The 24,584-nt window shown below is 44.7% G+C and carries 26 protein-coding genes, 9 tRNA genes and 3 rRNA genes; 35 read left to right on the forward strand and 3 right to left on the reverse strand.

The genetic code is table 11. The features are described 5' to 3' along the window. The first annotated feature begins 11 nt into the window (after positions 1 to 11). The 18 genes from MOJ78_RS00960 (at position 12) to MOJ78_RS01045 (ending at position 12,174) form a co-directional block, all read left to right on the forward strand. Positions 12 to 662, forward strand: a complete 651-nt coding sequence (locus MOJ78_RS00960; protein WP_304979390.1) for an adenylate kinase — start codon at positions 12 to 14, stop codon at positions 660 to 662. Next, positions 662 to 1,408 (forward strand): type I methionyl aminopeptidase, encoded by a 747-nt coding sequence (gene map, locus MOJ78_RS00965; protein WP_304979391.1) that lies wholly within the window; start codon positions 662 to 664, stop codon positions 1,406 to 1,408. The genes MOJ78_RS00960 and map overlap by 1 nt, the downstream gene beginning before the upstream one ends. 16 nt (positions 1,409 to 1,424) lie before the next feature. After that, positions 1,425 to 1,745 carry a KOW domain-containing RNA-binding protein gene (locus tag MOJ78_RS00970; protein ID WP_304979392.1) on the forward strand — a complete coding sequence of 107 codons (321 nt, stop codon included), beginning with the start codon at positions 1,425 to 1,427 and terminating at the stop codon, positions 1,743 to 1,745. After that, the gene (gene infA, locus MOJ78_RS00975) at positions 1,738 to 1,956 is read left to right on the forward strand and encodes a translation initiation factor IF-1 (protein WP_304979393.1); all 219 of its coding nucleotides are present in this window, start codon (positions 1,738 to 1,740) and stop codon (positions 1,954 to 1,956) included. Before MOJ78_RS00970 ends, infA begins: the two co-directional genes overlap by 8 nt. 186 nt (positions 1,957 to 2,142) lie before the next feature. Further along, positions 2,143 to 2,256 carry a 50S ribosomal protein L36 gene (rpmJ, locus tag MOJ78_RS00980; RefSeq protein WP_003322638.1) on the forward strand — a complete coding sequence of 38 codons (114 nt, stop codon included), beginning with the start codon at positions 2,143 to 2,145 and terminating at the stop codon, positions 2,254 to 2,256. A 20-nt stretch (positions 2,257 to 2,276) separates the two neighbouring features. Further along, entirely contained in the window at positions 2,277 to 2,642 is a 366-nt protein-coding gene (gene rpsM / locus MOJ78_RS00985) for a 30S ribosomal protein S13 (protein WP_304979394.1), read from the forward strand. Between the two features lie 18 nt (positions 2,643 to 2,660). Then, complete coding sequence (gene rpsK / locus MOJ78_RS00990) at positions 2,661 to 3,056, forward strand: 30S ribosomal protein S11 (protein WP_304979395.1); 396 nt, start codon at positions 2,661 to 2,663, stop codon at positions 3,054 to 3,056. A 184-nt stretch (positions 3,057 to 3,240) separates the two neighbouring features. Next, positions 3,241 to 4,185 carry a DNA-directed RNA polymerase subunit alpha gene (locus MOJ78_RS00995; protein ID WP_304979396.1) on the forward strand — a complete coding sequence of 315 codons (945 nt, stop codon included), beginning with the start codon at positions 3,241 to 3,243 and terminating at the stop codon, positions 4,183 to 4,185. A gap of 43 nt (positions 4,186 to 4,228) precedes the next feature. Further along, positions 4,229 to 4,591: a 50S ribosomal protein L17 gene (gene rplQ, locus MOJ78_RS01000; RefSeq protein WP_304979397.1), complete on the forward strand. Its 363-nt coding sequence runs from the start codon at positions 4,229 to 4,231 to the stop codon at positions 4,589 to 4,591. Positions 4,592 to 4,952: 361 nt separating this feature from the next. After that, positions 4,953 to 5,792 (forward strand): energy-coupling factor ABC transporter ATP-binding protein, encoded by an 840-nt coding sequence (locus MOJ78_RS01005; protein ID WP_304979398.1) that lies wholly within the window; start codon positions 4,953 to 4,955, stop codon positions 5,790 to 5,792. Next, on the forward strand, positions 5,768 to 6,634 hold the full coding sequence (locus MOJ78_RS01010) for an energy-coupling factor ABC transporter ATP-binding protein (RefSeq protein WP_304979399.1): 867 nt from the start codon (positions 5,768 to 5,770) through the stop codon (positions 6,632 to 6,634). Before MOJ78_RS01005 ends, MOJ78_RS01010 begins: the two co-directional genes overlap by 25 nt. After that, entirely contained in the window at positions 6,631 to 7,428 is a 798-nt protein-coding gene (locus MOJ78_RS01015; protein ID WP_304979400.1) for an energy-coupling factor transporter transmembrane component T family protein, read from the forward strand. The genes MOJ78_RS01010 and MOJ78_RS01015 overlap by 4 nt, the downstream gene beginning before the upstream one ends. Before the next feature lie 12 nt (positions 7,429 to 7,440). Continuing rightward, positions 7,441 to 8,178: a tRNA pseudouridine(38-40) synthase TruA gene (gene truA, locus MOJ78_RS01020; protein WP_304979401.1), complete on the forward strand. Its 738-nt coding sequence runs from the start codon at positions 7,441 to 7,443 to the stop codon at positions 8,176 to 8,178. 206 nt (positions 8,179 to 8,384) lie between these two features. Next, positions 8,385 to 8,807 (forward strand): 50S ribosomal protein L13, encoded by a 423-nt coding sequence (gene rplM / locus MOJ78_RS01025; RefSeq protein ID WP_370529795.1) that lies wholly within the window; start codon positions 8,385 to 8,387, stop codon positions 8,805 to 8,807. Positions 8,808 to 8,825: 18 nt separating this feature from the next. Next, positions 8,826 to 9,218, forward strand: coding sequence for a 30S ribosomal protein S9 (gene rpsI / locus MOJ78_RS01030; RefSeq protein WP_304979403.1), 393 nt, complete (start codon positions 8,826 to 8,828; stop codon positions 9,216 to 9,218). Positions 9,219 to 9,705: 487 nt separating this feature from the next. Further along, the gene (locus MOJ78_RS01035; protein ID WP_304979404.1) at positions 9,706 to 10,143 is read left to right on the forward strand and encodes a DUF2521 family protein; all 438 of its coding nucleotides are present in this window, start codon (positions 9,706 to 9,708) and stop codon (positions 10,141 to 10,143) included. A 74-nt stretch (positions 10,144 to 10,217) separates the two neighbouring features. Beyond that, a complete protein-coding gene (gene cwlD, locus MOJ78_RS01040) occupies positions 10,218 to 10,934 on the forward strand; it encodes an N-acetylmuramoyl-L-alanine amidase CwlD (RefSeq protein WP_304979405.1) in 717 nt (238 codons plus the stop codon). 205 nt (positions 10,935 to 11,139) lie between these two features. Then, positions 11,140 to 12,174 carry an Mrp/NBP35 family ATP-binding protein gene (locus MOJ78_RS01045; RefSeq protein ID WP_304979406.1) on the forward strand — a complete coding sequence of 345 codons (1,035 nt, stop codon included), beginning with the start codon at positions 11,140 to 11,142 and terminating at the stop codon, positions 12,172 to 12,174. A 109-nt stretch (positions 12,175 to 12,283) separates the two neighbouring features. On the opposite strand, the gene gerD is transcribed toward MOJ78_RS01045, so the two are convergent. Continuing rightward, a complete protein-coding gene (gene gerD, locus MOJ78_RS01050; RefSeq protein WP_304979407.1) occupies positions 12,284 to 12,910 on the reverse strand; it encodes a spore germination lipoprotein GerD in 627 nt (208 codons plus the stop codon). A gap of 206 nt (positions 12,911 to 13,116) precedes the next feature. Here gerD and MOJ78_RS01055 point away from each other — a divergent pair, with 206 nt between their 5' ends. Further along, positions 13,117 to 13,701 (forward strand): KinB-signaling pathway activation protein, encoded by a 585-nt coding sequence (locus MOJ78_RS01055; RefSeq protein ID WP_304979408.1) that lies wholly within the window; start codon positions 13,117 to 13,119, stop codon positions 13,699 to 13,701. Between the two features lie 30 nt (positions 13,702 to 13,731). Here the strand turns inward: MOJ78_RS01055 and pdaB are convergent, their stop codons facing one another. After that, on the reverse strand, positions 13,732 to 14,496 hold the full coding sequence (pdaB, locus tag MOJ78_RS01060; RefSeq protein ID WP_304979409.1) for a polysaccharide deacetylase family sporulation protein PdaB: 765 nt from the start codon (positions 14,494 to 14,496) through the stop codon (positions 13,732 to 13,734). 140 nt (positions 14,497 to 14,636) lie between these two features. Here pdaB and MOJ78_RS01065 point away from each other — a divergent pair, with 140 nt between their 5' ends. The 14 genes from MOJ78_RS01065 (at position 14,637) to rocF (ending at position 22,781) form a co-directional block, all read left to right on the forward strand. Further along, the gene (locus MOJ78_RS01065; protein ID WP_304979410.1) at positions 14,637 to 14,861 is read left to right on the forward strand and encodes a hypothetical protein; all 225 of its coding nucleotides are present in this window, start codon (positions 14,637 to 14,639) and stop codon (positions 14,859 to 14,861) included. 332 nt (positions 14,862 to 15,193) lie between these two features. Continuing rightward, a 16S ribosomal RNA gene (locus MOJ78_RS01070) occupies positions 15,194 to 16,744 on the forward strand. Positions 16,745 to 17,106: 362 nt separating this feature from the next. Next, a 23S ribosomal RNA gene (locus MOJ78_RS01075) occupies positions 17,107 to 20,044 on the forward strand. A 146-nt stretch (positions 20,045 to 20,190) separates the two neighbouring features. Then, positions 20,191 to 20,306 (forward strand): 5S ribosomal RNA (gene rrf / locus MOJ78_RS01080). The 16S, 23S and 5S rRNA genes sit together here with 9 tRNA genes alongside, the layout of an rRNA operon. A gap of 21 nt (positions 20,307 to 20,327) precedes the next feature. After that, a tRNA-Asn gene (locus tag MOJ78_RS01085) sits at positions 20,328 to 20,402 on the forward strand. A gap of 3 nt (positions 20,403 to 20,405) precedes the next feature. Next, positions 20,406 to 20,481: transfer RNA gene (locus tag MOJ78_RS01090), tRNA-Thr, on the forward strand. A gap of 17 nt (positions 20,482 to 20,498) precedes the next feature. Beyond that, positions 20,499 to 20,573: transfer RNA gene (locus MOJ78_RS01095), tRNA-Glu, on the forward strand. A gap of 9 nt (positions 20,574 to 20,582) precedes the next feature. Continuing rightward, a tRNA-Val gene (locus tag MOJ78_RS01100) sits at positions 20,583 to 20,658 on the forward strand. A gap of 151 nt (positions 20,659 to 20,809) precedes the next feature. Further along, positions 20,810 to 20,885, forward strand: a tRNA-Thr gene (locus MOJ78_RS01105). A gap of 34 nt (positions 20,886 to 20,919) precedes the next feature. After that, positions 20,920 to 21,004, forward strand: a tRNA-Tyr gene (locus tag MOJ78_RS01110). Positions 21,005 to 21,088: 84 nt separating this feature from the next. Further along, positions 21,089 to 21,164 (forward strand) — tRNA-Lys (locus MOJ78_RS01115). Positions 21,165 to 21,194: 30 nt separating this feature from the next. Continuing rightward, a tRNA-Gly gene (locus tag MOJ78_RS01120) sits at positions 21,195 to 21,268 on the forward strand. A 4-nt stretch (positions 21,269 to 21,272) separates the two neighbouring features. Continuing rightward, positions 21,273 to 21,348, forward strand: a tRNA-Ala gene (locus MOJ78_RS01125). A gap of 533 nt (positions 21,349 to 21,881) precedes the next feature. Then, positions 21,882 to 22,781: an arginase gene (gene rocF, locus MOJ78_RS01130; RefSeq protein ID WP_304979411.1), complete on the forward strand. Its 900-nt coding sequence runs from the start codon at positions 21,882 to 21,884 to the stop codon at positions 22,779 to 22,781. A 69-nt stretch (positions 22,782 to 22,850) separates the two neighbouring features. On the opposite strand, the gene MOJ78_RS01135 is transcribed toward rocF, so the two are convergent. Continuing rightward, positions 22,851 to 23,027: an aspartyl-phosphate phosphatase Spo0E family protein gene (locus MOJ78_RS01135; protein WP_304979412.1), complete on the reverse strand. Its 177-nt coding sequence runs from the start codon at positions 23,025 to 23,027 to the stop codon at positions 22,851 to 22,853. A gap of 208 nt (positions 23,028 to 23,235) precedes the next feature. Here MOJ78_RS01135 and sigW point away from each other — a divergent pair, with 208 nt between their 5' ends. Together sigW and MOJ78_RS01145 are read left to right on the forward strand one after the other, a co-directional pair. Then, positions 23,236 to 23,805 (forward strand): RNA polymerase sigma factor SigW, encoded by a 570-nt coding sequence (gene sigW, locus MOJ78_RS01140; protein ID WP_304979413.1) that lies wholly within the window; start codon positions 23,236 to 23,238, stop codon positions 23,803 to 23,805. A gap of 13 nt (positions 23,806 to 23,818) precedes the next feature. Continuing rightward, entirely contained in the window at positions 23,819 to 24,451 is a 633-nt protein-coding gene (locus MOJ78_RS01145) for a polymer-forming cytoskeletal protein (RefSeq protein ID WP_304979414.1), read from the forward strand. Positions 24,452 to 24,584: the final 133 nt, after the last annotated feature.

Genomic DNA, 24,584 nt, shown 5'->3' on the forward strand with positions numbered 1-24,584 from the left:
GGAGGGATTAGATGAATCTAGTACTCATGGGTCTGCCAGGTGCCGGAAAGGGAACCCAGGCCGCAGAGATCGTTGATAAATATGGGATCCCCCATATCTCAACAGGTGACATGTTCCGAGCTGCTATTAAAGAAGGGACCGAACTTGGACTAAAAGCCAAATCGTTTATGGATGCAGGTAATTTAGTCCCGGATGACGTCACAATCGGAATAGTAAAAGCACGGTTGAGGAAAGACGATTGTCAGAGCGGTTTTTTACTTGATGGGTTTCCCCGCACAGTCGCACAGGCTGAAGCGCTTGAAAACATCCTCTCTGATATGGATCGTTCAATCGATTTTGTTTTAAATATCGATGTCGATAAAGAACAGTTGATGGAACGTTTGACTGGCCGTAGAATCTGCAAGCAATGCGGAGCAACCTATCACGCCATATTCAACCCGCCTGAAAATGACGGCGTTTGTGATAAGTGCGGCGGAGAGCTTTATCAGCGTGAAGATGATAATGAAGAAACAGTTAAAACCAGACTTGAAGTAAATATCGAACAATCGAAACCGCTTCTTACGTTTTACGATCAAAAAGGCTATCTCCGTAACATTGATGGAAATCAGGGGATTAAAAAGGTATTCATTGACATCGATCAACTCCTTGGAGGTTTGAAGTAATGATCATTAATAAAACTCCTCGGGAAATCGACATCATGCGTGAAGCAGGGAAGATCGTTGCTCTGACACACCAGGAACTTCAGAAGCACATTAAACCAGGAATCACAACAAAGGAACTTGATTCCATTGCAGAAAAGTTCATTCGCAGCTTCGATGCAATTCCTTCCTTTAAAGGCTATAATGGTTTTACTGGAAGTATTTGCACCTCAGTCAACGAAGAGCTTGTTCATGGGATTCCAGGTAAAAAAGTGTTGAAAGAAGGAGACCTCATCTCAATCGATATCGGTGCGAAATATAACGGATATCATGGGGATTCAGCTTGGACATACGGTGTCGGGGAAATTTCCGATGTGAACCAGCAGCTTTTAGACGTTACTGAACAATCGTTATATAAAGGTCTTGCGGAAGCGAAGCCTGGAGAAAGGCTCACAAACATCTCTCATGCGATCCAATCGTATGTTGAAACACAAGGCTTTTCGGTAGTTCGGGAATACGTCGGCCACGGAGTCGGACAAAATTTGCACGAGGATCCACAAATCCCGCATTTTGGACCGCCAGGAAAAGGACCAAGGCTGAAGCCGGGAATGGTTCTTGCCGTCGAGCCGATGATAAACGCAGGATCACGATATGTTCGGACACTAGCAGACAACTGGACCGTAGTTACGCAGGATGGTAAAAACTGTGCACATTTCGAGCATACCATTGCAATTGTTGAGGGTGGTTTCGAAATTTTAACGAAAACCTAAGTGAAGGTGATAAATGGTGAGTGAATCCGAGCCGGTTCCGCAGATTGGGCAATTGGTCCAAATATTGCGAGGACGGGATGCTGGTCAGGTGAGTATTGTTGTGAGTATCGTGGATGATAAATTCGTCCTCATCGCTGACGGTGATAAACGAAAACATGACCGGGCAAAGAAAAAGAACATCAATCATCTTGAGCTGTTTCAATATATTTCGCCCGAAGTTAAGCGAAGCATCGATGAAACAGGACGTGTGACAAACGGGAAATTGCGGTTTGCCGTGTCGAAATTCTTGAATGATCAAGCCGATTTGCTTGAGAAGGGAGAACAAATCGATGGCTAAAGAAGATGTAATCGAGGTAGAAGGAACCGTTATCGATCCACTGCCGAATGCTATGTTTCGAGTGGAGCTTGAAAACGGACATAAAATCTTAGCTCACGTTTCTGGTAAGATTCGTATGCACTATATTCGTATTCTGCCAGGCGATAAAGTAACCGTAGAATTGTCTCCGTACGATTTAACACGTGGCCGGATCACGTATCGATACAAATAGACATTTACTGTTAAATCGTGTTTGCGGCTGGATTAAGCTGTCAAAACTGTAGTGAGTGAAACGGTTAATTTGAATTGAAAGTGCCTCGCTCTAAAGGATTTTCGATTATCTAATTCACGTTATGTGAATAGCTAATGAAGTTCAACCAAGAACGTAACGAGTCCGTGGCATAAGGAGGTATTTGGAATGAAGGTAAGACCATCAGTCAAACCGATCTGCGAAAAATGTAAAGTTATTCGCCGAAAAGGAACCGTTATGGTAATCTGTGAAAACCCAAAGCATAAACAAAAACAAGGCTAAGAACAGGAGGTGTTCATTAAATGGCACGTATTGCAGGAGTCGACATCCCTCGTGATAAGCGAGTTGTCATTTCACTAACTTATGTATTCGGTATCGGGAAGTCAACAGCTCAACAAGTTCTTGCTGAAGCTGGTGTTTCTGAGGAAACACGTGTAAGAGATCTTACAGAAGAAGAATTGACTAAAATCCGTGAAATCGTTGACCGCTTTAAAGTTGAAGGAGACCTTCGTCGTGAAGTATCCCTTAACATCAAGCGTCTAATTGAAATCGGAAGCTACAGAGGCATTCGTCATCGTCGTGGTCTTCCAGTCCGCGGACAAAATACGAAGAACAACTCTCGTACACGTAAAGGTCCACGTCGTACAGTAGCGAATAAGAAGAAATAGTAAGGGAGGTATACTCACATGGCTAAACAACGTAAAACGAACACTCGTAAGCGTCGTGTAAAAAAGAATATTGACAGTGGTATCGCGCATATCCGTTCAACGTTCAACAACACGATTGTTACAATCACTGATATGCACGGAAACGCAGTATCCTGGGCTTCTTCCGGAAACCTTGGATTTAAAGGATCCCGTAAGTCCACTCCATTTGCTGCACAGATGGCTGCTGAATCAGCTGGAAAGACAGCAATGGAACACGGAATGAAAACTCTCGAGGTTTCTGTAAAGGGCCCTGGAGCTGGACGTGAAGCAGCAATCCGTGCTCTTCAGGCAGTTGGACTAGAAGTAACTGCTATCCGTGACGTAACACCTGTTCCTCATAATGGATGCCGTCCGCCAAAACGTCGCCGTGTATAATCACTGAGGGATTCTTGGAATCCTAAAGTATTACAATTTGGAAACCTGTCTATAATGGTTATGTATGAAGAATTAACGAGCAACGCATACTAATAGGTTATTACTCGGACTACCTATTAAGGGATTTCGGTTAGATCGACGGGGTCTGACCGGGGTTCGACGTTTTGAAGGAGGGTTTTGTTGAATGATTGAAATCGAAAAGCCAAGAATTGAAACGGTAGAGATCAGCGACGATGCCGCGTATGGGAAGTTTGTTGTTGAACCGCTAGAGCGTGGATATGGAATCACGCTGGGCAACTCCTTGCGTCGTATTCTGTTGTCTTCTCTTCCAGGAGCTGCTGTGACTTCTGTTCAAATCAACGGAGTGTTGCATGAGTTTTCAACGATTGAAGGTGTTGTAGAGGACGTTACTACAGTTATCTTAAGCTTGAAAAAACTTGCGTTGAAAATCTACTCTGAGGAAGAGAAAACCCTTGAGATCGATGTTCAAGGTAACGGGGTCGTAACTGCTGCTGATATCACACACGATAGTGATGTCGAAGTGTTAAACCCTGAACTCCACATCGCGACTCTCTCAAAGGACGCTCATCTTCAAATGAAGATTACTGCAAAGCGTGGCAGGGGTTATGTTCCGGCTGAAGGAAATAAAACTGAAGAGCAGGCGATTGGTGTCATTCCGATTGACTCGATCTTCACACCAGTTACCCGTGTGAACTATCAGGTTGAAAACACTCGCATCGGTCAAGTGACAAACTATGATAAATTAACCCTCGATGTTTGGACAGATGGTAGTATTCGACCTGAAGAAGCTGTTTCGCTTGGGGCAAAAATTGTAACAGAGCACTTGAATATCTTCGTCGGTTTAACGGATCAGGCTCAAAAGGCCGAGATCATGGTTGAGAAAGAAGAAGACCAGAAGGAAAAAGTGCTTGAGATGACGATTGAAGAGCTCGATCTTTCAGTCCGCTCTTACAACTGCTTGAAACGAGCAGGCATTAATACTGTTCAAGAGCTTGCACAAAAGTCTGAAGAAGACATGATGAAAGTTCGAAATCTCGGTAAAAAGTCACTAGAAGAAGTCCAGGAGAAGCTAGAAGACCTTGGGCTCGGATTACGAAAAGAAGAATAGAAACAGAGAGATATAGAAATAAACAAAAAAGGAGGGACCTCTCATGGCTTACCAAAAGTTAGGTCGTGTATCATCAGCACGAAAAGCATTACTCCGTGATTTGACAACAGATCTACTCATCAACGAACGTATTGAAACAACTGAGGCAAAAGCAAAAGAGCTTCGTTCCGTAGTTGATAAGATGATTACACTAGGGAAACGTGGTGACCTTCATGCTCGTCGTCAAGCTGCAGCTTTCGTTCGTAAGGAAGTAGCAGACGAAGAGTCAGGTCAAGATGCGATCCAAAAGCTATTCGGTGATATTGCTCCACGCTACGAAGAACGCCAGGGTGGATACACTCGAATTCAGAAGATTGGTCCTCGCCGCGGCGATGGTGCACCAATGGTTATTATTGAATTAGTTTAATTTGAAACAAAATAATGTGCAAAATAACATCGGCGAAAAGGGCGGGACAGAATCTTTTGAGATACTGCTTCTGTGCCCTTTTTTCGCTCATTAAGAGAGATAGGAATTACAAATGAGGAACACTGGACTTTTTGAGGAACCTCTGTAGAGCCTTGTTTAGGCAAACACTTTCCAGCGCTTGTCGCACCTAAAACAGGGGCACATGCGCTTTTGTATTGTCTCGGGCATAATTGGAAAATTACAAATCGCAGTTATCATCCTTTCAGAAAAATGGATTGCGAAGAACATATACAAGCTGAGAATAGACGAGTAGAGGGGATTGACAGGGTGTCGAGTCAGTTCCATTTAGAGGAGGATTGAAATGACCGAGCTTATTAAAGTAAAAAACGCATCATTTAGGTATGATGAGAACGGTCCGTACCGTCTTTCGGATATTGATCTAACAATCGAACAAGGGGAATGGATCGCGGTTGTCGGACATAACGGCTCTGGAAAGTCGACATTGGCGAAACTTTTAAACGGGTTGTTGATTCCGAACAAAGGAACCGTAGAAATCGGGACCTATATGACGGAGCGTGAAAAGGACCTATGGGAAATCCGTAAACGTGTTGGTATGGTTTTTCAAAATCCGGATAATCAATTTGTCGGCACAACCGTCAAGGACGATGTAGCATTTGGCCTTGAAAACAATGGAGTTCCCCGAGAAGAGATGATCCAGCGCATCGAGGAAAGTCTATCAAAAGTACAGATGCAGGGCTATGAAAACCAGGAGCCGCATCATCTTTCAGGTGGTCAAAAACAACGAATTGCAATTGCGGGTGTTCTAGCACAAAAGCCTTCAGTCATTATTCTCGATGAAGCAATGAGTATGCTTGACCCGAGAGGAAGGCAGGAGGTTTTCGGGACCATTCATAAATTGAACAAACAGGATGGCATCACGGTCTTGTCGATTACACACGATTTAGAAGAAGCTGTTCAATCGGATCGAATGATTGTGATGAAGCAAGGAAAAATCGTACAGTCAGGTTCTCCCCAAGAGGTTTTTCAGCAACCGGAGCTTTTATTGGATGCCGGACTTGAATTACCGTTCTCACTATCGATACAACAGAAGCTTAAAGAGGAAGGTATTGAACTGACTCAGCCGACTTTAACTCAAACAGAATTGGTGGAAGCATTATGGACTTATCGACAAAGCAAGTAAGCCATCTATACAACGAGGGAACTCCGATGGAACGGCGTGCTCTTCAAGATGTTTCCATTCATATACCATCAGGGAGCTATTATGCAATCATCGGGCATACAGGTTCGGGTAAGTCGACATTGATTCAGCATTTGAATGGACTTTTAAAACCAACGTCTGGTTCGGTTCATGCAGGGAATACGGTCATTCGTCCGCATGAAAAGGCGAAACAACTCAGAGGTGTTCGCAAGCGGGTCGGAATGGTTTTTCAGTACCCTGAACATCAACTGTTCGAGGAAACAATCGAAAAGGATATATGCTTTGGTCCGCTTAATTTTGGTGCAAGTGAACAAAAGGCCAAGCGAAAGGCAAGGGAAACGTTACAGCTTGTTGGACTTGACGAGGAATACCTACAACGATCCCCGTTTGAGCTAAGTGGAGGACAAATGCGTCGTGTCGCAATAGCGGGTGTGCTTGCGATGGAACCGGAAGTGTTGATTTTGGATGAGCCGACAGCAGGGCTTGATCCGAGTGGACAACGTGAAATGATGGGGCTATTTGCGGCTCTCCGTGAACAAAAGAAAATTTCGATCATTCTTGTGACACATAGTATGGAGGATGCTGCCCGTTACGCTGAACAAATTATCGTGATGGAGAAGGGGTCGGTCTTCATGCAAGGGTCTCCAACCGAGATTTTCGGATATGAAGAAAAGCTGAAGGAGATCGGTCTCGATGTTCCTGAATCGCTCCGTTTTATAAAAAAGCTTGAGAAACAGTTTGACACTAAGCTGCCGCAGGCACTTACACTTGAAGAGGTTCTAGAGGCCGTTCGCGACGTTGTAAAGGTGGGAACGAGGCCATGATGCAAAATGTAATAATCGGTCAATATGTACCAGCAGAATCGCCGATCCATCGTATGGACCCGCGCTCAAAATTGATTTCGGTCTTCATTTTTGTACTTATCGTTTTTCTTGCAAACAATTGGGTGAGCTACGGTTTTTTAGGCGTTTTTACGGTTGGTAGTGCTGTTCTATCAAGGGTTCCGATTTCTTACTTGATAAAAGGGATGAAGCCGATTTTATGGATTGTTCTCTTTACTGTCCTTTTACATTTAATAATGACAAAGGAAGGTCCTGTTTTGGTTGATCTATTCTTGTTTAAAATTCACGAGGGTGGTTTAATAAAAGGGATTTTCATTGCTTTACGATTGTTCTTTTTGATTTTACTCACATCCTTACTCACCTTGACGACAACACCTATTGATATCACGGATGGACTTGAGGATTTACTTGGCCCATTGAAGCGGTTGAAATTCCCTGTTCATGAATTTGCCTTGATGATGTCGATTTCCTTACGCTTCATCCCAACCCTTTTACAGGAAACAGAAAAGATCATGAAGGCACAGTCTGCAAGAGGTGCTGAATTTACGAGTGGTCCGATAAAAGAACGGATAAAGGCATTTGTTCCGCTCTTGATCCCACTATTCATCAGTGCCTTTAAACGCGCTGAGGATCTTGCTTTGGCTATGGAAGCACGCGGTTATCGTGGCGGTGAGGGGCGAACAAAGCTCAGGCTATTGCGGTGGAAGTTTCGCGACACCTTAGGTTTGTTGAGTATGGGTGTATTAATTTTGGCATTAGTGCTAGTAAGGTCTTAGAGGGTGAGTACAATGAAGCGGATAAGCGGTATTATCAGCTATGATGGAACAGGGTTTTCTGGCTATCAAGTACAGCCTAAGCAGAGGACGGTTCAGGGAGAGCTTGAAAAAGTGCTCCGTCGTATTCATAAAGGAGAATATGTGAAAACGACTGCATCAGGCCGTACAGATGCTGGTGTCCATGCAGTAGGACAGGTGTTTCATTTTGACACTGGCTTATCGATTGAACCAGGTGGATGGATCCGTGCTTTGAATGCCCAGCTGCCAAGTGACATACGTATAGTATCGATGGGAAACGTGCATTCGGATTTTCACGCACGTTTTGATGTGACTGAAAAAGAGTACCGGTACCGAATTTTCAATGGGGAGCATTCGCATGTGTTTCGACGTAACTATACGTACCATATTCCGTACGCACTTGACGTTGAGGCAATGAAACAGGCTACGAGTTATTTCGTTGGAACACATGACTTTACCTCGTTTTGCTCAACAAAGTCGGTGGTGAAGAATCGCGTCCGTACCATTTACAAGCTGGATCTAGTTGAAGACGCAGATGAACTGGTCGTGATTGTTAAAGGGAATGGTTTTCTGTACAACATGGTGCGGATTATAGTGGGTACTCTTTTAGACGTTGGAAGCGGTCGTATTACTGCGGACATACTACCTCCCATGATGGAAGCAAAGGACCGTAATGCGGCTGGAAAGACTGCTCCCGCCCATGGGCTTTACCTTTGGCACGTGTCCTACTAGGGTACGTATAATTTCAAGGGATTAAATTCGAATAAAACGGTTGATACACTTGACATCGTTGTCTATATATTATAAGATGTTCTTTGGTATTTCTAAAATCCACTAGCCCCGGATTTGGAAATCGTACGAAGTGAAAAAACGAATCGTATAACAAATAGATGATTTGTAACGGAATGAAATAGGAGGGAAATGAATTGCGTACCTATATGGCAAAGCCGAAAGAAATGGAACGTAAATGGTATGTGGTAGACGCTGCTGGCAAAACACTTGGACGTCTTTCTACTGAAGTTGCATCAATTCTTCGTGGTAAGCACAAACCAACGTTCACACCACACGTTGACACTGGTGATCATGTCATCATTTTAAATGCAAGTGAGATCGAATTGACTGGAAAGAAGCTTACTGATAAGCTTTATCACCGTCATACTGGACACCCAGGCGGACTCAAGACAAGAACTGCACAGGAAATGCGTGACAAGCGCCCTGAGCAAATGCTTGAACTTGCAATCAAAGGCATGCTTCCTAAGAACAGCCTTGGACGACAAATGATTAAGAAGCTTCATGTGTATGCAGGTAACGAGCATAAACATCAAGCACAAAATCCTGAAAACTACGAACTTCGCGGATAATAATAAGGAGGGTTTAACTTGGCTCAAGTACAATACTACGGAACTGGCCGTCGTAAGCACTCTGTTGCTCGTGTACGTCTTGTACCTGGTGACGGACGCTTTATCGTCAACGGTCGTGCTCTAGACGAATTTTTCGGACTAGACACATTAAAAGTTATTTCAAAACAGCCGCTCGTGCTAACGGAAACTGAAGGAAAATACGATGTTCTCGTTAATGTTGAAGGCGGAGGATACACTGGTCAAGCTGGTGCGATCCGTCACGGAGTTGCTCGTGCATTGTTAAAAGTAGATGCTGAAATGCGTTCTTCTCTTAAAAGCGCAGGCTTCCTGACTCGTGATGCTCGTATGAAAGAGCGTAAGAAGTACGGACTTAAAGGCGCTCGTCGTGCACCACAATTCTCAAAGCGTTAATCGAAATTCATTTGCAAAAGCTCTGGTTACAGCAACCAGGGCTTTTTTTGTTGTTTTGTACTGCTTTATAGTGAGTTAAAGGACCATCTTACTATGCGTGGTCGATATATTGTGTTCTGTGGTTGATATATTTCAATCCGTGGTCGATATATTACGTTATGTGGTCGATATAAACAGTTTGTGGTTGAAATAATTTAACGTCATCCGATTTATTGGGTCTATATTACTAAAGTGTCAGTGTATTGAGGGACAATTATTGGTCATGAAATCCGATTAATTTGCACTACACACAGAAATAAGCACGAAACCTTATATTTCAGTCCAAAAATTAGAGTGTTGAGCACAATTCGGCACACACTCCTCCCAATTCTGCTCAAATTTAGTGTAATACGGCTAACCAACTCATATACATAACGCCTTTTACCAAAGTTGCCATAGTATGATTCGATTTTGCTGTTGAACACTAATGACAAAGGAGGCGCAACGAATGAATGTGATCACCACCTTTCGTGAAAAACAGTACAAGAAACGAATAACCTTCGAACGAAAAGTATTAAGGGAATTATCTTTGAATGGGTTAAAAACAGAATTCAATAAATTGTTTTTTCCATTTTTCCAATATAGCCTTTTGTTTCAAGACGAGATACAGGATACGAGCATCGATATTGCAATCGAAGCGTATTTATTAGGAGCAGAATTCAGCCGATTCGGTTATCATGGTGAATCAATCGAAAGCATTAAACAGAGAAGTGAACAAGCCGAAAAGCGGCTTAGCGATACGTTATTTGAATACTGGCAATTCTGGAGCTATGCACCGGACCAGATTTTAGAATCACTCCATATGTGTTGTGAAGCGTTTGTTCAGCGTTGGTGGAGTGAAGGATTCGAAAAGGGACAGCGTCGTTATAAAATGCGGCTACATTAAAGAATAACGGATAAAGGTATATTTTCCCTACCTGTCCCATACATATGTACAAGGAATGGGAAGCGGGAGGGAAAATGGTGAAAAAGTGGATACAATGGGGTTTGATCGGTTTGTGTGCCGGTCTTTTAGTATATGTCATTCAACATCAATTACTAACGAACCATTCTTGGTCCACCTGGAGTCTGCCGTTGACAGGGGAAATTATTGTTCTTGACGCGGGACACGGGGGAGTCGATGGGGGAGCGGTGGGAAAAGGGAATGTACTTGAAAAGGATATCGCACTCAATATTTCGCTAAAATTAAGGGATTATCTTCAACAGGCTGGTGCGCTTGTCGTCATGACACGTGAAACCGATAAGGATCTTGCGAAAGAAGAAACAAAGCGACTTCGTCATCGTAAAACCGAGGACCTTTTAAAACGAACAGAAATTATCAATACTTCTGGAAGTGACCTGTATATCAGTATCCACTTGAATGCAATTCCATCATCAAGATGGTACGGCGCCCAAGTTTTTTACAATCCTGCATTAGAACAAAATGAGAAGCTTGCAAAATTCATTCAATCAGAAATCCGCCGTAATTTAGAAAATACCAAACGTGAAGCGAAACCGATCAACAATATTTACATGGTAAAAAAGGCAACGATTCCAGGAGCATTAGTTGAAGTAGGTTTTCTTTCGAATCCGGATGAACGAGAGCTTTTAAAAAGTGAGCTATACCAAAATAAAGTTGCTGCATCCATCTACCAAGGAATTCTTCGGTACTACGCAAAAGAACCATTAAAGGAGTGAGGAACCGATTGAATATCAACAACCTCTTGAATCTTAAGGGGTTTGTTTATTGACACGTAGTTCTAAAGCGGGAACAGAGATTATCGTGTAGAGCAATCATCTCCCGGAAACCCATGGGATTATCAAGGCGCCCTGTTCGGTGCCTGAATTCCTTTTGTGTTATACTTGTAGGTGGACGAAATCATAAAAAGGATGGTGTTGGACTGTGTTATCAGAGGATCGAATACTCGAAATTTTAAAGCCTATTCAAGAGCCATTTTTACATAAAAGCATTGTCGAAGCAGATAGCATTAAAGAGATGAAGGTAAAAGAAAATTATGTCAGCCTAAAAATTGCTATTGCTCAATCCAATTCGCCTGAACAAATGCAACTGCAACAAGAAATTGTCAACGCATTAAAAAGTGCAGGAGTCGAATCAGTCGGCCTGCGCTTTGAACAACGGGAGAACGCTCACTCTGAACATGCTTCTGGCGGCGAAAACAAATCGGTCATGGAAAAAGAAACGACATTTATTGCTGTTGCCAGTGGTAAAGGTGGAGTTGGAAAATCAACTGTTTCCGTTAATCTTGCGACTTCCTTGGCACAAGAAGGGAAAAAGGTTGGCTTGATTGATGCCGACATTTACGGGTTTAGTGTGCCGGATATGATGGGAATAGCAGAGCGTCCGCGTGTTGTCGGAGAGCAAATTTTTCCGGTAGAGCGTTTTGGTGTAAAAGTAATCTCAATGGCTTTCTTCGTTGAAGATAATGCACCTGTCATTTGGCGTGGGCCAATGCTCGGCAAAATGTTGACGAATTTCTTCAACGATATTGAGTGGGGAGATCTCGACTATTTAATCCTGGATTTACCACCAGGAACAGGAGATGTAGCCCTTGACGTTCATAAAATGCTCCCGCAAAGCAAGGAAATTATTGTAACCACTCCACATCCGACTGCCGCCTTTGTTGCGGCTAGGGCAGGTGCAATGGCTTTAAGAACGGAACATGAAGTACTTGGTGTTGTCGAAAACATGGCCTATTTTGAAAGTGAAACGACCGGTGAAAAGGAATATGTATTCGGACAAGGTGGGGGAGATAAGCTTGCGGATGAGCTTCAAACCGAAGTTCTTGGAAGGATCCCACTTGGACAGCCCGAAATGCATGAAGAAGATTTTGCGCCATCGATTTATAGAGAAGGCTCAAGAATCGGAAGAATATATCAACAAATTGCCCAAAAGGTCATAGAAAAAGTAGAAGGATAAAGAAAACGGAAACGCCCTCGTGAACGATGGGGCGTTGAATGAATTGAAAAACAGGCACTCCAACGGATTTAACAGGAAGTGCCTGTTTTTCGTTTTTTTTACATTGTCATTACTGCTGGCCTTGATTTTGTCCACCGCCGCCGCCTTTATCGTCTTTTTTACCTTCTTCTTTTTTCAAGGCATCCCCGCTCTTAATTGCTTCCTCAACTGATTTTTTGACCATTTCTGCAATTTGAGCTTTTACGAGTGGACTTTCAAAGGTTTCCATCATGACCTTTTTCTGTTGCTCACGAAACTTTTGAGAGGTCAGTAAGCCCATAATTTCTTTTTCCAAAGCCGGATCCTTCATGATTTCAATCATCATTTTCCGGTATTCGGGGTCCTTCATCAATGATTTAAGCAATTCCTCATTCTGCTTCTTCATGCTTTTTGCAAGTGCCTCAGCAGTCTTCGGATCCTTCATTAACTCTTTCCAGAATTTCTTCCCCTTTTTTGATGTCAACGTTTCCTCAATGGTTTTCTTTACAAAGGCTTGATCCATTATGATTTCTTGCTTTACTTTTTCATCGGTTAAAACTTCTTTTATTGCTTTTTTACCCTCGTCTGATTTTAAAAGATCGACAAGCATTTTTTTCGTTTCTTCATAACTCCCCGGGCCTTCTGCTTCCGCAGGTGTACACCCTTGTAAAAACAAATAACCGAAGGAGATGAGGAGGACGAACATCCAGTTTTTCATCCTAGAGTGCCCCTTTCAATAAATCAATCTTACCTTTAGCGTTAGAGAAAGATGTGACAAATATGCGGACTAAATAAAGGAAACTGGCTTTTTTAGTAGTGGATTGATACAATCGTTACGGAATAAAATTAGTGTGTGTTCAAAAAGCAAATGAATCAGAAATCTGGTTACTTTTTGAATATCCTCTAAAAGGGGAAATATGAACAGTGAATATACGAAAATGGGTTTATCTATTTTTTACCACATTATTAATCGGAGGAGTCAGCGCAATCATCGTTGGAATGTTGTTACGCTGGCAAGATATCGAAGGGGTAGGTAGCTTCTTCTTTATGTTAGCTTGGTTAATGGGCTATGGCTTTATCTTTAGTATCATCAGTCAAATGGGGTACTTTGCGTATTTAACGATACACCGATTCGGGTTAGGGATTTTCAAGTCAGTCCAATTATGGAGCTGGGTACAGCTTTTAATATTAGTTTTTGTCGTGTTCGATCTTTTTTATTTAAGATACATCGCTTTTGATGATGCTGATACCTCAATCCTTCCATTTCTCATCGTGCCTTTAGCGTTGCTTGGCTACGGGGCTGTTGTCGCCTTTATAAAAAAGAGGGAAACGAACAAACAAGCATTTATTCCAACCTTATTTTTCATCGTAGCTGTAACGACAATCGAGTGGTTTCCGGTGCTAAAGACAAACGACGCTCTTTGGCTTTGGTTATCCATTATTCCATTATTAGCATGTAACACATGGCAGGTACTCATTCTACATCGACTTATAAACAAAAAGGACTGATATCACGCTTCAGTCCTTTTTTCTTTAAAATCATTTAATTTCAGTACTTTTACTATCCGTATTCGCGACCAATTCACCGACAGTCACTAGCTCATATCCGTCTTTTCTTAGCTCATCAACTATTGTTTCAAGAGCCTTCCGCGTATGTTTTACGGAGTCCGAAGCGTGAAAAAGAACAATTTCCCCACTATCTGCCCGAGATAATACCGTTTCAGTAATCTTCTCAGGACCAGGGTTTTTCCAGTCCCACGTATTGATGCTCCAATGAACGACTGTGTGGTCGAGTTTATCCGCGATTTCTAAAACATCTTTGTCAAAGTGGCCGTTTGGTGGTCTTAATAAATCTGTTGTTTGGTCCGAAACCTCTTTGATTTTTTGTTGAGCCGTTAAAATGTCCTTTCGAACCTGGGCATTCTCCATTTCTGTATAGCTTTTATACCGATACCCAAGACTTCCGATCTCATGTCCGTTCTTTACGATTTTTTCCACAATATCCGGATGTCGCTCTGCCCATTCACCAGATAAAAAGAACGTTACATCCTTCACCTTTTCCTTTTTCAAAAAGTCGAGAATTTCGTGAATCCGTTTATCCCCCCAGCTCACATCGAATGTTAAAGCAATTTTTTTCCCTTTTGTCTCAGCCTTGTAGATCGCCCTTGGCTCCCCATCCTTCGTTTCAAAAACAGCAAGATCCTTTCCCTCTACAAATGCTATAAGTGCAGCAAAGAAAGCAGCAACCAAAATAATCAAGTATTGTTTAAAACGCGTTCCGTTTATGACCCAAAAGAAATTCATGAACAGACCTCCCGTCCGAGCTTCTTCATACACATATATATGCAATCTTGGACAAGATAGACCTGTCTCCAAATTCCGCTTGGAATATAATTTGGAAAAAGAAGGGATAATGGATATAAAAAAGTGAAGGGGTCGATTCCGTGCTTGGATGTCTATTAAACGAAAAAGAAGTTAAGGAAATGGAGTACGTATTAAAGAAAGAGCTGGAAGAACTATTACATGACCTCGAGGATCATCATATTGAGGGCATCATCAAACGGGCAATGGAAGAACGCTACCAGCTCGTTTTTCGTATCTTACAGCGCTTTTCAACCCCAGCCGATTGTGTAAAATATATGCGTCATCGGATATCGAATCAAAAATAGAAAAAGTTATTGACAGGTTCTAAATGCCCTGATATAGTAGTTTCTGTTGCTGAAAACAGCTAGTTAACACTTTGAAAAAAGTTATTGACTTTATTTTCAGCCCGTGGTATACTAATTGAGTCGCTGTCAAAACGACAACGCGAATATGATCGGAACAAACCGATCTATAAAAGCTCTTTGAAAACTGAACAAAAGCCAAGCGTGAAACGGACCTACATGGATTTATGGTTCTTCGGTTAAGAACGTCACGTCCTGTGACAACACCGAAGTTAGCACATCCATGTGCGTCACAATTTTTATTATTTAAACTATGAGCAAATCAAACTTCAACTTTATTGGAGAGTTTGATCCTGGCTCAGGACGAACGCTGGCGGCGTGCCTAATACATGCAAGTCGAGCGAACCAACGAGGAGCTTGCTCCTTTGAGGTTAGCGGCGGACGGGTGAGTAACACGTGGGCAACCTGCCTGTAAGACTGGGATAACTCCGGGAAACCGGGGCTAATACCGGATAACTTTTCTCTCTGCATAGGGAGAAGATAAAAGATGGCTTCGGCTATCACTTACAGATGGGCCCGCGGCGCATTAGCTAGTTGGTGAGGTAAGGGCTCACCAAGGCGACGATGCGTAGCCGACCTGAGAGGGTGATCGGCCACACTGGGACTGAGACACGGCCCAGACTCCTACGGGAGGCAGCAGTAGGGAATCTTCGGCAATGGACGAAAGTCTGACCGAGCAACGCCGCGTGAGTGAGGAAGGCCTTCGGGTCGTAAAACTCTGTTGTCAGGGAAGAACAAGTACCGTTCGAACAGGGCGGTACCTTGACGGTACCTGACCAGAAAGCCACGGCTAACTACGTGCCAGCAGCCGCGGTAATACGTAGGTGGCAAGCGTTGTCCGGAATTATTGGGCGTAAAGCGCGCGCAGGCGGTCTCTTAAGTCTGATGTGAAAGCCCACGGCTCAACCGTGGAGGGTCATTGGAAACTGGGGGACTTGAGTACTGGAGAGGAGAGTGGAATTCCACGTGTAGCGGTGAAATGCGTAGATATGTGGAGGAACACCAGTGGCGAAGGCGGCTCTCTGGCCAGTAACTGACGCTGAGGCGCGAAAGCGTGGGGAGCAAACAGGATTAGATACCCTGGTAGTCCACGCCGTAAACGATGAGTGCTAGGTGTTGGGGGGTTCCACCCTCAGTGCTGACGTTAACACATTAAGCACTCCGCCTGGGGAGTACGACCGCAAGGTTGAAACTCAAAGGAATTGACGGGGGCCCGCACAAGCAGTGGAGCATGTGGTTTAATTCGAAGCAACGCGAAGAACCTTACCAGGTCTTGACATCCTTCGCTACTTCTAGAGATAGAAGGTTCCCCTTCGGGGGACGAAGTGACAGGTGGTGCATGGTTGTCGTCAGCTCGTGTCGTGAGATGTTGGGTTAAGTCCCGCAACGAGCGCAACCCTTGATCTTAGTTGCCAGCATTCAGTTGGGCACTCTAAGGTGACTGCCGGTGACAAACCGGAGGAAGGTGGGGACGACGTCAAATCATCATGCCCCTTATGACCTGGGCTACACACGTGCTACAATGGATGGTACAAAGGGCAGCAAAACCGCGAGGTTGAGCGAATCCCATAAAGCCATTCTCAGTTCGGATTGCAGGCTGCAACTCGCCTGCATGAAGCCGGAATTGCTAGTAATCGCGGATCAGCATGCCGCGGTGAATACGTTCCCGGGCCTTGTACACACCGCCCGTCACACCACGAGAGTTTGTAACACCCGAAGTCGGTGGGGTAACCTTTTGGAACCAGCCGCCGAAGGTGGGACAGATGATTGGGGTGAAGTCGTAACAAGGTAGCCGTATCGGAAGGTGCGGCTGGATCACCTCCTTTCTAAGGAGTCCTTTTAGGACATTAAGAACGTCGATTAAGTTCGTCACGTCCTGTGACAACATCGACGTCAGCCCATCCATGGGCAAGTCACGCTTTGGCTTTTGTTTAGTTTTGAAAGAGCTATTTGTTCTTTCAGAACATTCTTCATGTAAATGGAGAACGTGCGCCTGCATCTACGAGCTTATGCTAACGAAGATGGCTTTTTCGGCGCAAAGCTGCATAGAAGTTGATTCGATGCAGCGGCTTCGTTCCTTGAAAACTAGATAACGAAAATTCTTGATAACAAGACATCGAAACTATGCGTTAATGTGATGCTTCGGCATCATGAAAACCGATACTCACGAGCGATCGTGAGCATCATTGGTTAAGTTATGAAGGGCGCACGGTGAATGCCTTGGCACTAGGAGCCGAAGAAGGACGGGACGAACACCGATATGCCTCGGGGAGCTGTAAGTAGGCTTTGATCCGGGGATTTCCGAATGGGGGAACCCACTGTCCGTAATGGGACAGTATCCATACCTGAATACATAGGGTATGAGAAGGCAGACCTGGGGAACTGAAACATCTTAGTACCCAGAGGAAGAGAAAGCAATTGCGATTTCCTGAGTAGCGGCGAGCGAAACGGAATCAGCCCAAACCAAGAGGCTTGCCTCTTGGGGTTGTAGGACACTCTATACGGAGTCAGAAAGGAACGGCGTAGGTGAAGTGGTCTGGAAAGACCCGCCAGAGGAGGTAACAGCCCTGTAGCCAAAACGTCGCTCCCTCCAGAGTGGATCCTGAGTACGGCGGGACACGTGAAACCCCGTCGGAAGCTGGGAGGACCATCTCCCAAGGCTAAATACTCCCTAGTGACCGATAGTGAACCAGTACCGTGAGGGAAAGGTGAAAAGCACCCCGGAAGGGGAGTGAAAGAGATCCTGAAACCGTGTGCCTACAAGTAGTCGGAGCCCGTTAACGGGTGACGGCGTGCCTTTTGTAGAATGAACCGGCGAGTTACGATTACGTGCAAGGTTAAGTTGAAAAGACGGAGCCGCAGCGAAAGCGAGTCTGAACAGGGCGAATCGAGTACGTGGTCGTAGACCCGAAACCGAGTGATCTACCCATGTCCAGGGTGAAGTTCAGGTAACACTGAATGGAGGCCCGAACCCACGCACGTTGAAAAGTGCGGGGATGAGGTGTGGGTAGGGGTGAAATGCCAATCGAACTCGGAGATAGCTGGTTCTCCCCGAAATAGCTTTAGGGCTAGCCTCGTGGCTAGAGTTCTGGAGGTAGAGCACTGATTGGACTAGGGGTCCCCACAGGATTACCGAATTCAGTCAAACTCCGAATGCCAGCAACTTATCCACGGGAGTCAGACTGCGAGTGATAAGATCCGTAGTCGAAAGGGAAACAGCCCAGACCATCAGCTAAGGTCCCCAAGTATACGTTAAGTGGAAAAGGATGTGGAGTTGCCCAGACAACCAGGATGTTGGCTTAGAAGCAGCCACCATTTAAAGAGTGCGTAATAGCTCACTGGTCGAGTGACTCTGCGCCGAAAATGTACCGGGGCTAAACGTATCACCGAAGCTATGGATTGTACCGATGGTACAGTGGTAGGGGAGCGTTCAAAGGGCAGAGAAGCGAGACCGGAAGGACTCGTGGAGCGCTTTGAAGTGAGAATGCCGGTATGAGTAGCGAAAAGAGAAGTGAGAATCTTCTCCATCGAAAGCCCAAGGTTTCCTGAGGAAGGCTCGTCCGCTCAGGGTTAGTCGGGACCTAAGCCGAGGCCGAAAGGCGTAGGCGATGGCCAACAGGTTGAAATTCCTGTACCACCTCCTTTCCGTTTGAGCAACGGGGGGACGCAGGAAGGTAGGGAGAGCGCGCTTTTGGATATGCGCGTCCAAGCAGTTAGGCCGGTGGATAGGCAAATCCGTCCACCAGAACGGCGGAGCTGTGATGGCGAGGGAACTAAAGTACCGAAGTCCCTGATCCTACACTGCCAAGAAAAGCCTCTAGCGAGGAAAGAGGTGCCCGTACCGCAAACCGACACAGGTAGGCGAGGAGAGAATCCTAAGATGCTCGGGAGAACTCTCGTTAAGGAACTCGGCAAAATGACCCCGTAACTTCGGGAGAAGGGGTGCTCTGATAGGGTGCAAGCCCGAGAGAGCCGCAGTGAAAAGATCCAAGCGACTGTTTAGCAAAAACACAGGTCTCTGCGAAGCCGTAAGGCGAAGTATAGGGGCTGACACCTGCCCGGTGCTGGAAGGTTAAGAGGAGGGGTTATCCCTTACGGGAGAAGCTCTGAATCGAAGCCCCAGTAAACGGCGGCCGTAACTATAACGGTCCTAAGGTAGCGAAATTCCTTGTCGGGTAAGTTCCGACCCGCACGAAAGGTGCAACGACTTGGATACTGTCTCAACGAGAGACCCGGTGAAATTATAGTACCTGTGAAGATGCAGGTTACCCGCGACAGGACGGAAAGACCCCATGGAGCTTTACTGTAGCCTGATATTGGATTTTGGTATCGTTTGTACAGGATAGGTAGGAGCCTAAGAAGCCGGACCGCCAGGTTCGGTGGAGGCGTCGGTGGGATACTACCCTGACGGTATTGAAATTCTAACCCAGGACCGTGATCCGGTTCGGAGACAGTGTCAGGTGGGCAGTTTGACTGGGGCGGTCGCCTCCTAAAGTGTAACGGAGGCGCCCAAAGGTTCCCTCAGAATGGTTGGAAATCATTCGCAGAGTGTAAAGGCACAAGGGAGCTTGACTGCGAGACCTACAAGTCGAGCAGGGACGAAAGTCGGGCTTAGTGATCCGGTGGTTCCGCATGGAAGGGCCATCGCTCAACGGATAAAAGCTACCCTGGGGATAACAGGCTTATCTCCCCCAAGAGTCCACATCGACGGGGAGGTTTGGCACCTCGATGTCGGCTCATCGCATCCTGGGGCTGAAGTAGGTCCCAAGGGTTGGGCTGTTCGCCCATTAAAGCGGTACGCGAGCTGGGTTCAGAACGTCGTGAGACAGTTCGGTCCCTATCCGTCGCGGGCGCAGGAAATTTGAGAGGAGCTGTCCTTAGTACGAGAGGACCGGGATGGACACACCGCTGGTGTACCAGTTGTTCCACCAGGAGCATAGCTGGGTAGCTACGTGTGGACGGGATAAGTGCTGAAAGCATCTAAGCATGAAGCCCCCCTCAAGATGAGATTTCCCATCGCGTCAAGCGAGTAAGATCCCTCAGAGAAGATGAGGTTGATAGGTCTGGTGTGGAAGCGTGGTGACACGTGGAGCTGACAGATACTAATTGATCGAGGACTTAACCTCAAAAAATCGATGTTTGAATCAAGAATGGACGTTATCTAGTTTTGAGGGAATGAGTTTTATATAAAAAACCCTTGAAAACACGAGCTATTTTTAGTATTATATATCTTGTCTTACTAAAGACAAGCATTGTGGATCTTAAAATAAGGTCTGGTGATGATGGCGAAGAGGTCACACCCGTTCCCATGCCGAACACGGAAGTTAAGCTCTTCAGCGCCAATGGTAATTGGGGGCTTCCCCCTGTGAGAGTAGGACATCGCCGGGCCAACTGATTTTTTCTTATTATTCCACAGTAGCTCAGTGGTAGAGCTATCGGCTGTTAACCGATCGGTCGCAGGTTCGAGTCCTGCCTGTGGAGCCATTTGCTTCCATAGCTCAGCAGGTAGAGCACTTCCATGGTAAGGAAGAGGTCATCGGTTCGAATCCGATTGGAAGCTCCACTAGTAAATTTAATAAAGGCCCCTTGGTCAAGCGGTTAAGACACCGCCCTTTCACGGCGGTAACACGGGTTCGAATCCCGTAGGGGTCACCATTTTATAACGGAGGATTAGCTCAGCTGGGAGAGCACCTGCCTTACAAGCAGGGGGTCGGCGGTTCGATCCCGTCATCCTCCACCATTTTAATTACAATTACTTGCCGGCCTAGCTCAATTGGTAGAGCACGTCGGAATAAGCTGCAACGCTTGACTTCAGCGTACCGATTGAGGGTCATCATGGGATGCTTTCTGAAATCGGGACGAGGAAAATGAAATAACTTCTTAATTACTTCGCCGGCCTAGCTCAATTGGTAGAGCAACTGACTTGTAATCAGTAGGTTGGGGGTTCAAGTCCTCTGGCCGGCACCACTTATATGATGATAACGATAGGTCTTTTTTTGTTGGAGGGGTAGCGAAGTGGCTAAACGCGGCGGACTGTAAATCCGCTCCCTCCGGGTTCGGCGGTTCAAATCCGTCCCCCTCCACCATCTACAAAAGTCATTTCTACTAGGATAGCTAATAGTTGTCCCGAACGTAGGAAGGGACAAATAAGGTGAGTATCACCTTACTAGGAGCCATTAGCTCAGTTGGTAGAGCATCTGACTTTTAATCAGAGGGTCGAAGGTTCGAGTCCTTCATGGCTCACCATTTTAGACTTTCGAAAGAATAATTGAATATGCGGGTGTAGTTTAGTGGTAAAACAAGAGCCTTCCAAGCTCTGGTCGTGAGTTCGATTCTCATCACCCGCTCCATTATGGGGCCTTAGCTCAGCTGGGAGAGCGCCTGCCTTGCACGCAGGAGGTCAGCGGTTCGATCCCGCTAGGCTCCACCATACATAAAAAGTAAACTCTTAAGACCAATCGGTTTTGAGGGTTTTTTTAATGCGTGAGAAAAGTATAACCACTTTGTCAGTTAAAGCGTAATGCTAATTAAGGTCTTTTTTACTATGCGTGGCCGAATTATCGCATTCCGTGGCCGAATTATCGATTTTAAAGAAGGTGAATGCTAGTAAATCTCCCAAAATGGCCCGTCAACTCACTCGAAATAACATTTTTTACATCGAAATTGAACTTAATGCATGAATTTTATACAGAGAATGCCGCCATCCTCAATTTACTCTTTGTAACAGTCCAAATACATCTGATTGAATTAGATAATATGTATACAAATCGTCATTTGCGATTGCCGATACTGTATTATGTGCAAGATAATAGCAGTAAATCATGTAAACGCTTAATAATTATCCATAATCCGTTCAGTAATCACCGTATAGGCGTATAACTATGCATATAGTTGTCCGGTTGAACCACCACTAGCCGAACCCCTACAATAGAAATAGAGCAATTGAATTTGAGGAGGCAAAATATGAAGAAAAAAATAGGAATAATAGGTGCCCCGATGGATCTCGGACAAATGCGTCGAGGTGTCGATATGGGACCAAGTGCAATGCGGTATGCAGGACTAGTAGAACGCCTCGAGAACATCGGTTATGACGTTGAGGATCATGGTGATGTTAAGGTTCCTCAGCGTGAAAAGGTAGCAAGTACAGAAACGAATCTTAAAAACCTTGCGGGTGTTATTGATGCAAGTACATATCTTGCAGATGGTGTGAATCAAATAATTGATAGCGATCGGTTCCCGCTTGTATTAGGTGGAGATCACAGTATCGCAATCGGATCACTTACTGGAATTGCAAAGCATCATGAAAACCTTGGTGTTATCTGGTACGATGCACACGGAGACCTTAACACTGGTGATACTTCTCCTAGTGGGAACATCCATGGGATGCCGCTTGCTGTAAGTATTGGGATCGGTGATGAAAAACTTACAAAGATCGGAGGCTATTCACCTAAAATCAAACCGGAAAACATTGTAATCATCGGGGCACGATCTTTGGATGAAGGTGAACGTGAGCTTATCCGAGAAAAGGGTATTAAAGTATACACGATGCATGAAATTGATAAGATGGGCATGACCAAGGTGATGCAGGAAGCGATTGAATATGTTTCAAACGGAACCGATGGTGTCCACTTAAGCCTTGACCTTGATGGGTTGGATCCAGCGGAGGCACCTGGAGTTGGGACTCCTGTATTAGGTGGAATCAGTTACCGTGAAAGTCACCTTGCGATGGAAATGCTCGCTGATGCGGATATTCTAACGTCAGCAGAGTTTGTTGAGGTGAATCCGATTTTAGATGATAAAAATAAGACCGCGACTGTTGCAGTAGGCCTAGTCGGATCGCTATTTGGTGAAAAACTTATATAATAAGTAACTAAAACAAGCACAAAAATGGGAATGACTTTGAGTCATTCCCATTCCTATTTCCATGTCGTACTAAGATACACGGTCCAGGTTATTTTTAACATCGTCATATCGGTTCAGTAGATCATCTAAATATTGGCTGATTTCAACTACCTCATTTGAAAACAAAGACATTTCTTTAGCCAACGTCAACATCTTCTTACGAGACAGCTCAATTTCATCCAGTAAAAAGCGTTCTTCCTTCGACATGCCGATCACCCTGCTTTCTCTCTCTTGGTTCTTTTTAACCACTATTCCCGATGTTCTTAAAAATAAACCTAAATCTTACAAATTTAATCGTCAATTGGAAGTTGTCCCATGTTAAAATAGTGGGTGGGTGTTTTTCTCAATATATAGGCAATTACAATTTAGGTATTGTCTAGGCTTGAGTTATGTTCACAGGGGCGGGGGTTTGAAAATGGATATAACGATTAGACGTTTAGTCCGGCTTGTAAAAAAGGGAGATCAAAAAGCCTTTGAAGAGCTAGTCGATATTTATAAAAATAGGGTCTACCATATATGCTACCGTATGCTAGGAAACAGTCATGAGGCTGAGGATATGGCACAGGAAGCTTTTTTGCGTGCTTATTTACATATTGAACGATTTAATGAGGAACATAAATTTTCAACATGGCTTTATAGGATCGCAACCAACTTGACAATTGATCGGCTACGAAAGAAAAAACCGGATTATTATCTTGATGCAGATGTTGCTGGAAGTGATGGATTAACCTTATATTCTCAAGTTGCGGTTGCCGAACAACTTCCTGAAGAAAAAATTGAAACCTTTGAGCTACAAGAACGTATACAACTAGAGATCTTACAATTACCGCCAAAATACCGTTCGGCAATCACGCTGAAATATTTGGAGGAGCTGTCACTCAAAGAGATCAGTGAAATTTTACAGATTCCGGTTTCCACAGTCAAAACACGTATCCATCGCGGCCGAGAGGCGCTTCGGAAACGGTTGACTGACTTGGATTGTTAGGAGGATTTTTAGGATGAATTGCGATCATAAGTATATTTCATACATGTATAAATGGATCGATGAGACGATTGAGCCGCTAGAAAAAATAGAGTTATTGCAGCATGTAAAGGCGTGTTCGAGGTGCCAGAAGAAGTTTGAAGAGATCAAATCTGTCGATCACCTTTTGGACATCCACCGTACATTAAAGGCGCCCAATGGTTTTACTTCAAAAGTGTTGGACCGTTTGCCAAAGGAAAAAACATCAACAAAGGCGAATCGCTGGTTCAAATCACACCCACTGTTAACGGCAGCTGTGGTCTTCTTGTTACTGATGTCGAGTGCGATATTCAGTGAATGGGGAAGTCACACGAATGAACCGATTTCCGTTTCAGCGAATGGGGCACAAGTGAGGATTGATGAAGAGCTTGGCAAAGTGATTGTCCCTGAGGGTGAAGTAGTTAAGGGTGACCTTGTCGTTCATAATGGGGATGTCGAGATTGCCGGAAAAGTTCAGGGGGATGTAACCGTGATTAATGGATCTCACTATCTTGCTTCCGCTGGCCACATCGCAGGAGATAGTGAAGAGATTCATCGTGTGACCGAATGGGTATGGTACAAAGTGAAAGAAGGCTTCGAGGCGATGAAGGGCTGGTTCGTTTCAAATTGATTTTTGTTGCACGTAAAGAATTATAACTATCTTTCGATCAGGATGACTGTTAAATGGTCATCCATTCGTCTTTCTTATATTCTCTATCTAGAGGGGGATTCTAACCATGGACGAGTTTTTTCAACAAATGCAC

It is taken from the genome of Alkalihalobacillus sp. AL-G (genome assembly GCF_030643805.1).
Classification (GTDB): domain Bacteria; phylum Bacillota; class Bacilli; order Bacillales; family Fictibacillaceae; genus Pseudalkalibacillus.

Excerpts from the sequence above, each read along its gene's own strand:
- gerD (WP_304979407.1), bottom strand. The coding sequence starts at position 12,910 with ATGAAAAACTGGATGTTCGTCCTCCTCATCTCCTTCGGTTATTTGTTT.
- cwlD (WP_304979405.1), top strand. The coding sequence starts at position 10,218 with ATGGTGAAAAAGTGGATACAATGGGGTTTGATCGGTTTGTGTGCCGGT.
- MOJ78_RS01010 (WP_304979399.1), top strand. The coding sequence starts at position 5,768 with ATGGACTTATCGACAAAGCAAGTAAGCCATCTATACAACGAGGGAACT.
- MOJ78_RS01005 (WP_304979398.1), top strand. The coding sequence starts at position 4,953 with ATGACCGAGCTTATTAAAGTAAAAAACGCATCATTTAGGTATGATGAG.
- map (WP_304979391.1), top strand. The coding sequence starts at position 662 with ATGATCATTAATAAAACTCCTCGGGAAATCGACATCATGCGTGAAGCA.
- MOJ78_RS00995 (WP_304979396.1), top strand. The coding sequence starts at position 3,241 with ATGATTGAAATCGAAAAGCCAAGAATTGAAACGGTAGAGATCAGCGAC.
- rocF (WP_304979411.1), top strand. The coding sequence starts at position 21,882 with ATGAAGAAAAAAATAGGAATAATAGGTGCCCCGATGGATCTCGGACAA.
- rpsK (WP_304979395.1), top strand. The coding sequence starts at position 2,661 with ATGGCTAAACAACGTAAAACGAACACTCGTAAGCGTCGTGTAAAAAAG.
- pdaB (WP_304979409.1), bottom strand. The coding sequence starts at position 14,496 with ATGAATTTCTTTTGGGTCATAAACGGAACGCGTTTTAAACAATACTTG.
- infA (WP_304979393.1), top strand. The coding sequence starts at position 1,738 with ATGGCTAAAGAAGATGTAATCGAGGTAGAAGGAACCGTTATCGATCCA.
- MOJ78_RS01035 (WP_304979404.1), top strand. The coding sequence starts at position 9,706 with ATGAATGTGATCACCACCTTTCGTGAAAAACAGTACAAGAAACGAATA.
- MOJ78_RS01135 (WP_304979412.1), bottom strand. The coding sequence starts at position 23,027 with ATGTCGAAGGAAGAACGCTTTTTACTGGATGAAATTGAGCTGTCTCGT.
- rplQ (WP_304979397.1), top strand. The coding sequence starts at position 4,229 with ATGGCTTACCAAAAGTTAGGTCGTGTATCATCAGCACGAAAAGCATTA.
- rpmJ (WP_003322638.1), top strand. The coding sequence starts at position 2,143 with ATGAAGGTAAGACCATCAGTCAAACCGATCTGCGAAAAATGTAAAGTT.
- truA (WP_304979401.1), top strand. The coding sequence starts at position 7,441 with ATGAAGCGGATAAGCGGTATTATCAGCTATGATGGAACAGGGTTTTCT.
- MOJ78_RS01015 (WP_304979400.1), top strand. The coding sequence starts at position 6,631 with ATGATGCAAAATGTAATAATCGGTCAATATGTACCAGCAGAATCGCCG.
- MOJ78_RS01145 (WP_304979414.1), top strand. The coding sequence starts at position 23,819 with ATGAATTGCGATCATAAGTATATTTCATACATGTATAAATGGATCGAT.
- sigW (WP_304979413.1), top strand. The coding sequence starts at position 23,236 with ATGGATATAACGATTAGACGTTTAGTCCGGCTTGTAAAAAAGGGAGAT.
- MOJ78_RS00960 (WP_304979390.1), top strand. The coding sequence starts at position 12 with ATGAATCTAGTACTCATGGGTCTGCCAGGTGCCGGAAAGGGAACCCAG.
- rpsM (WP_304979394.1), top strand. The coding sequence starts at position 2,277 with ATGGCACGTATTGCAGGAGTCGACATCCCTCGTGATAAGCGAGTTGTC.
- rplM (WP_370529795.1), top strand. The coding sequence starts at position 8,385 with ATGGCAAAGCCGAAAGAAATGGAACGTAAATGGTATGTGGTAGACGCT.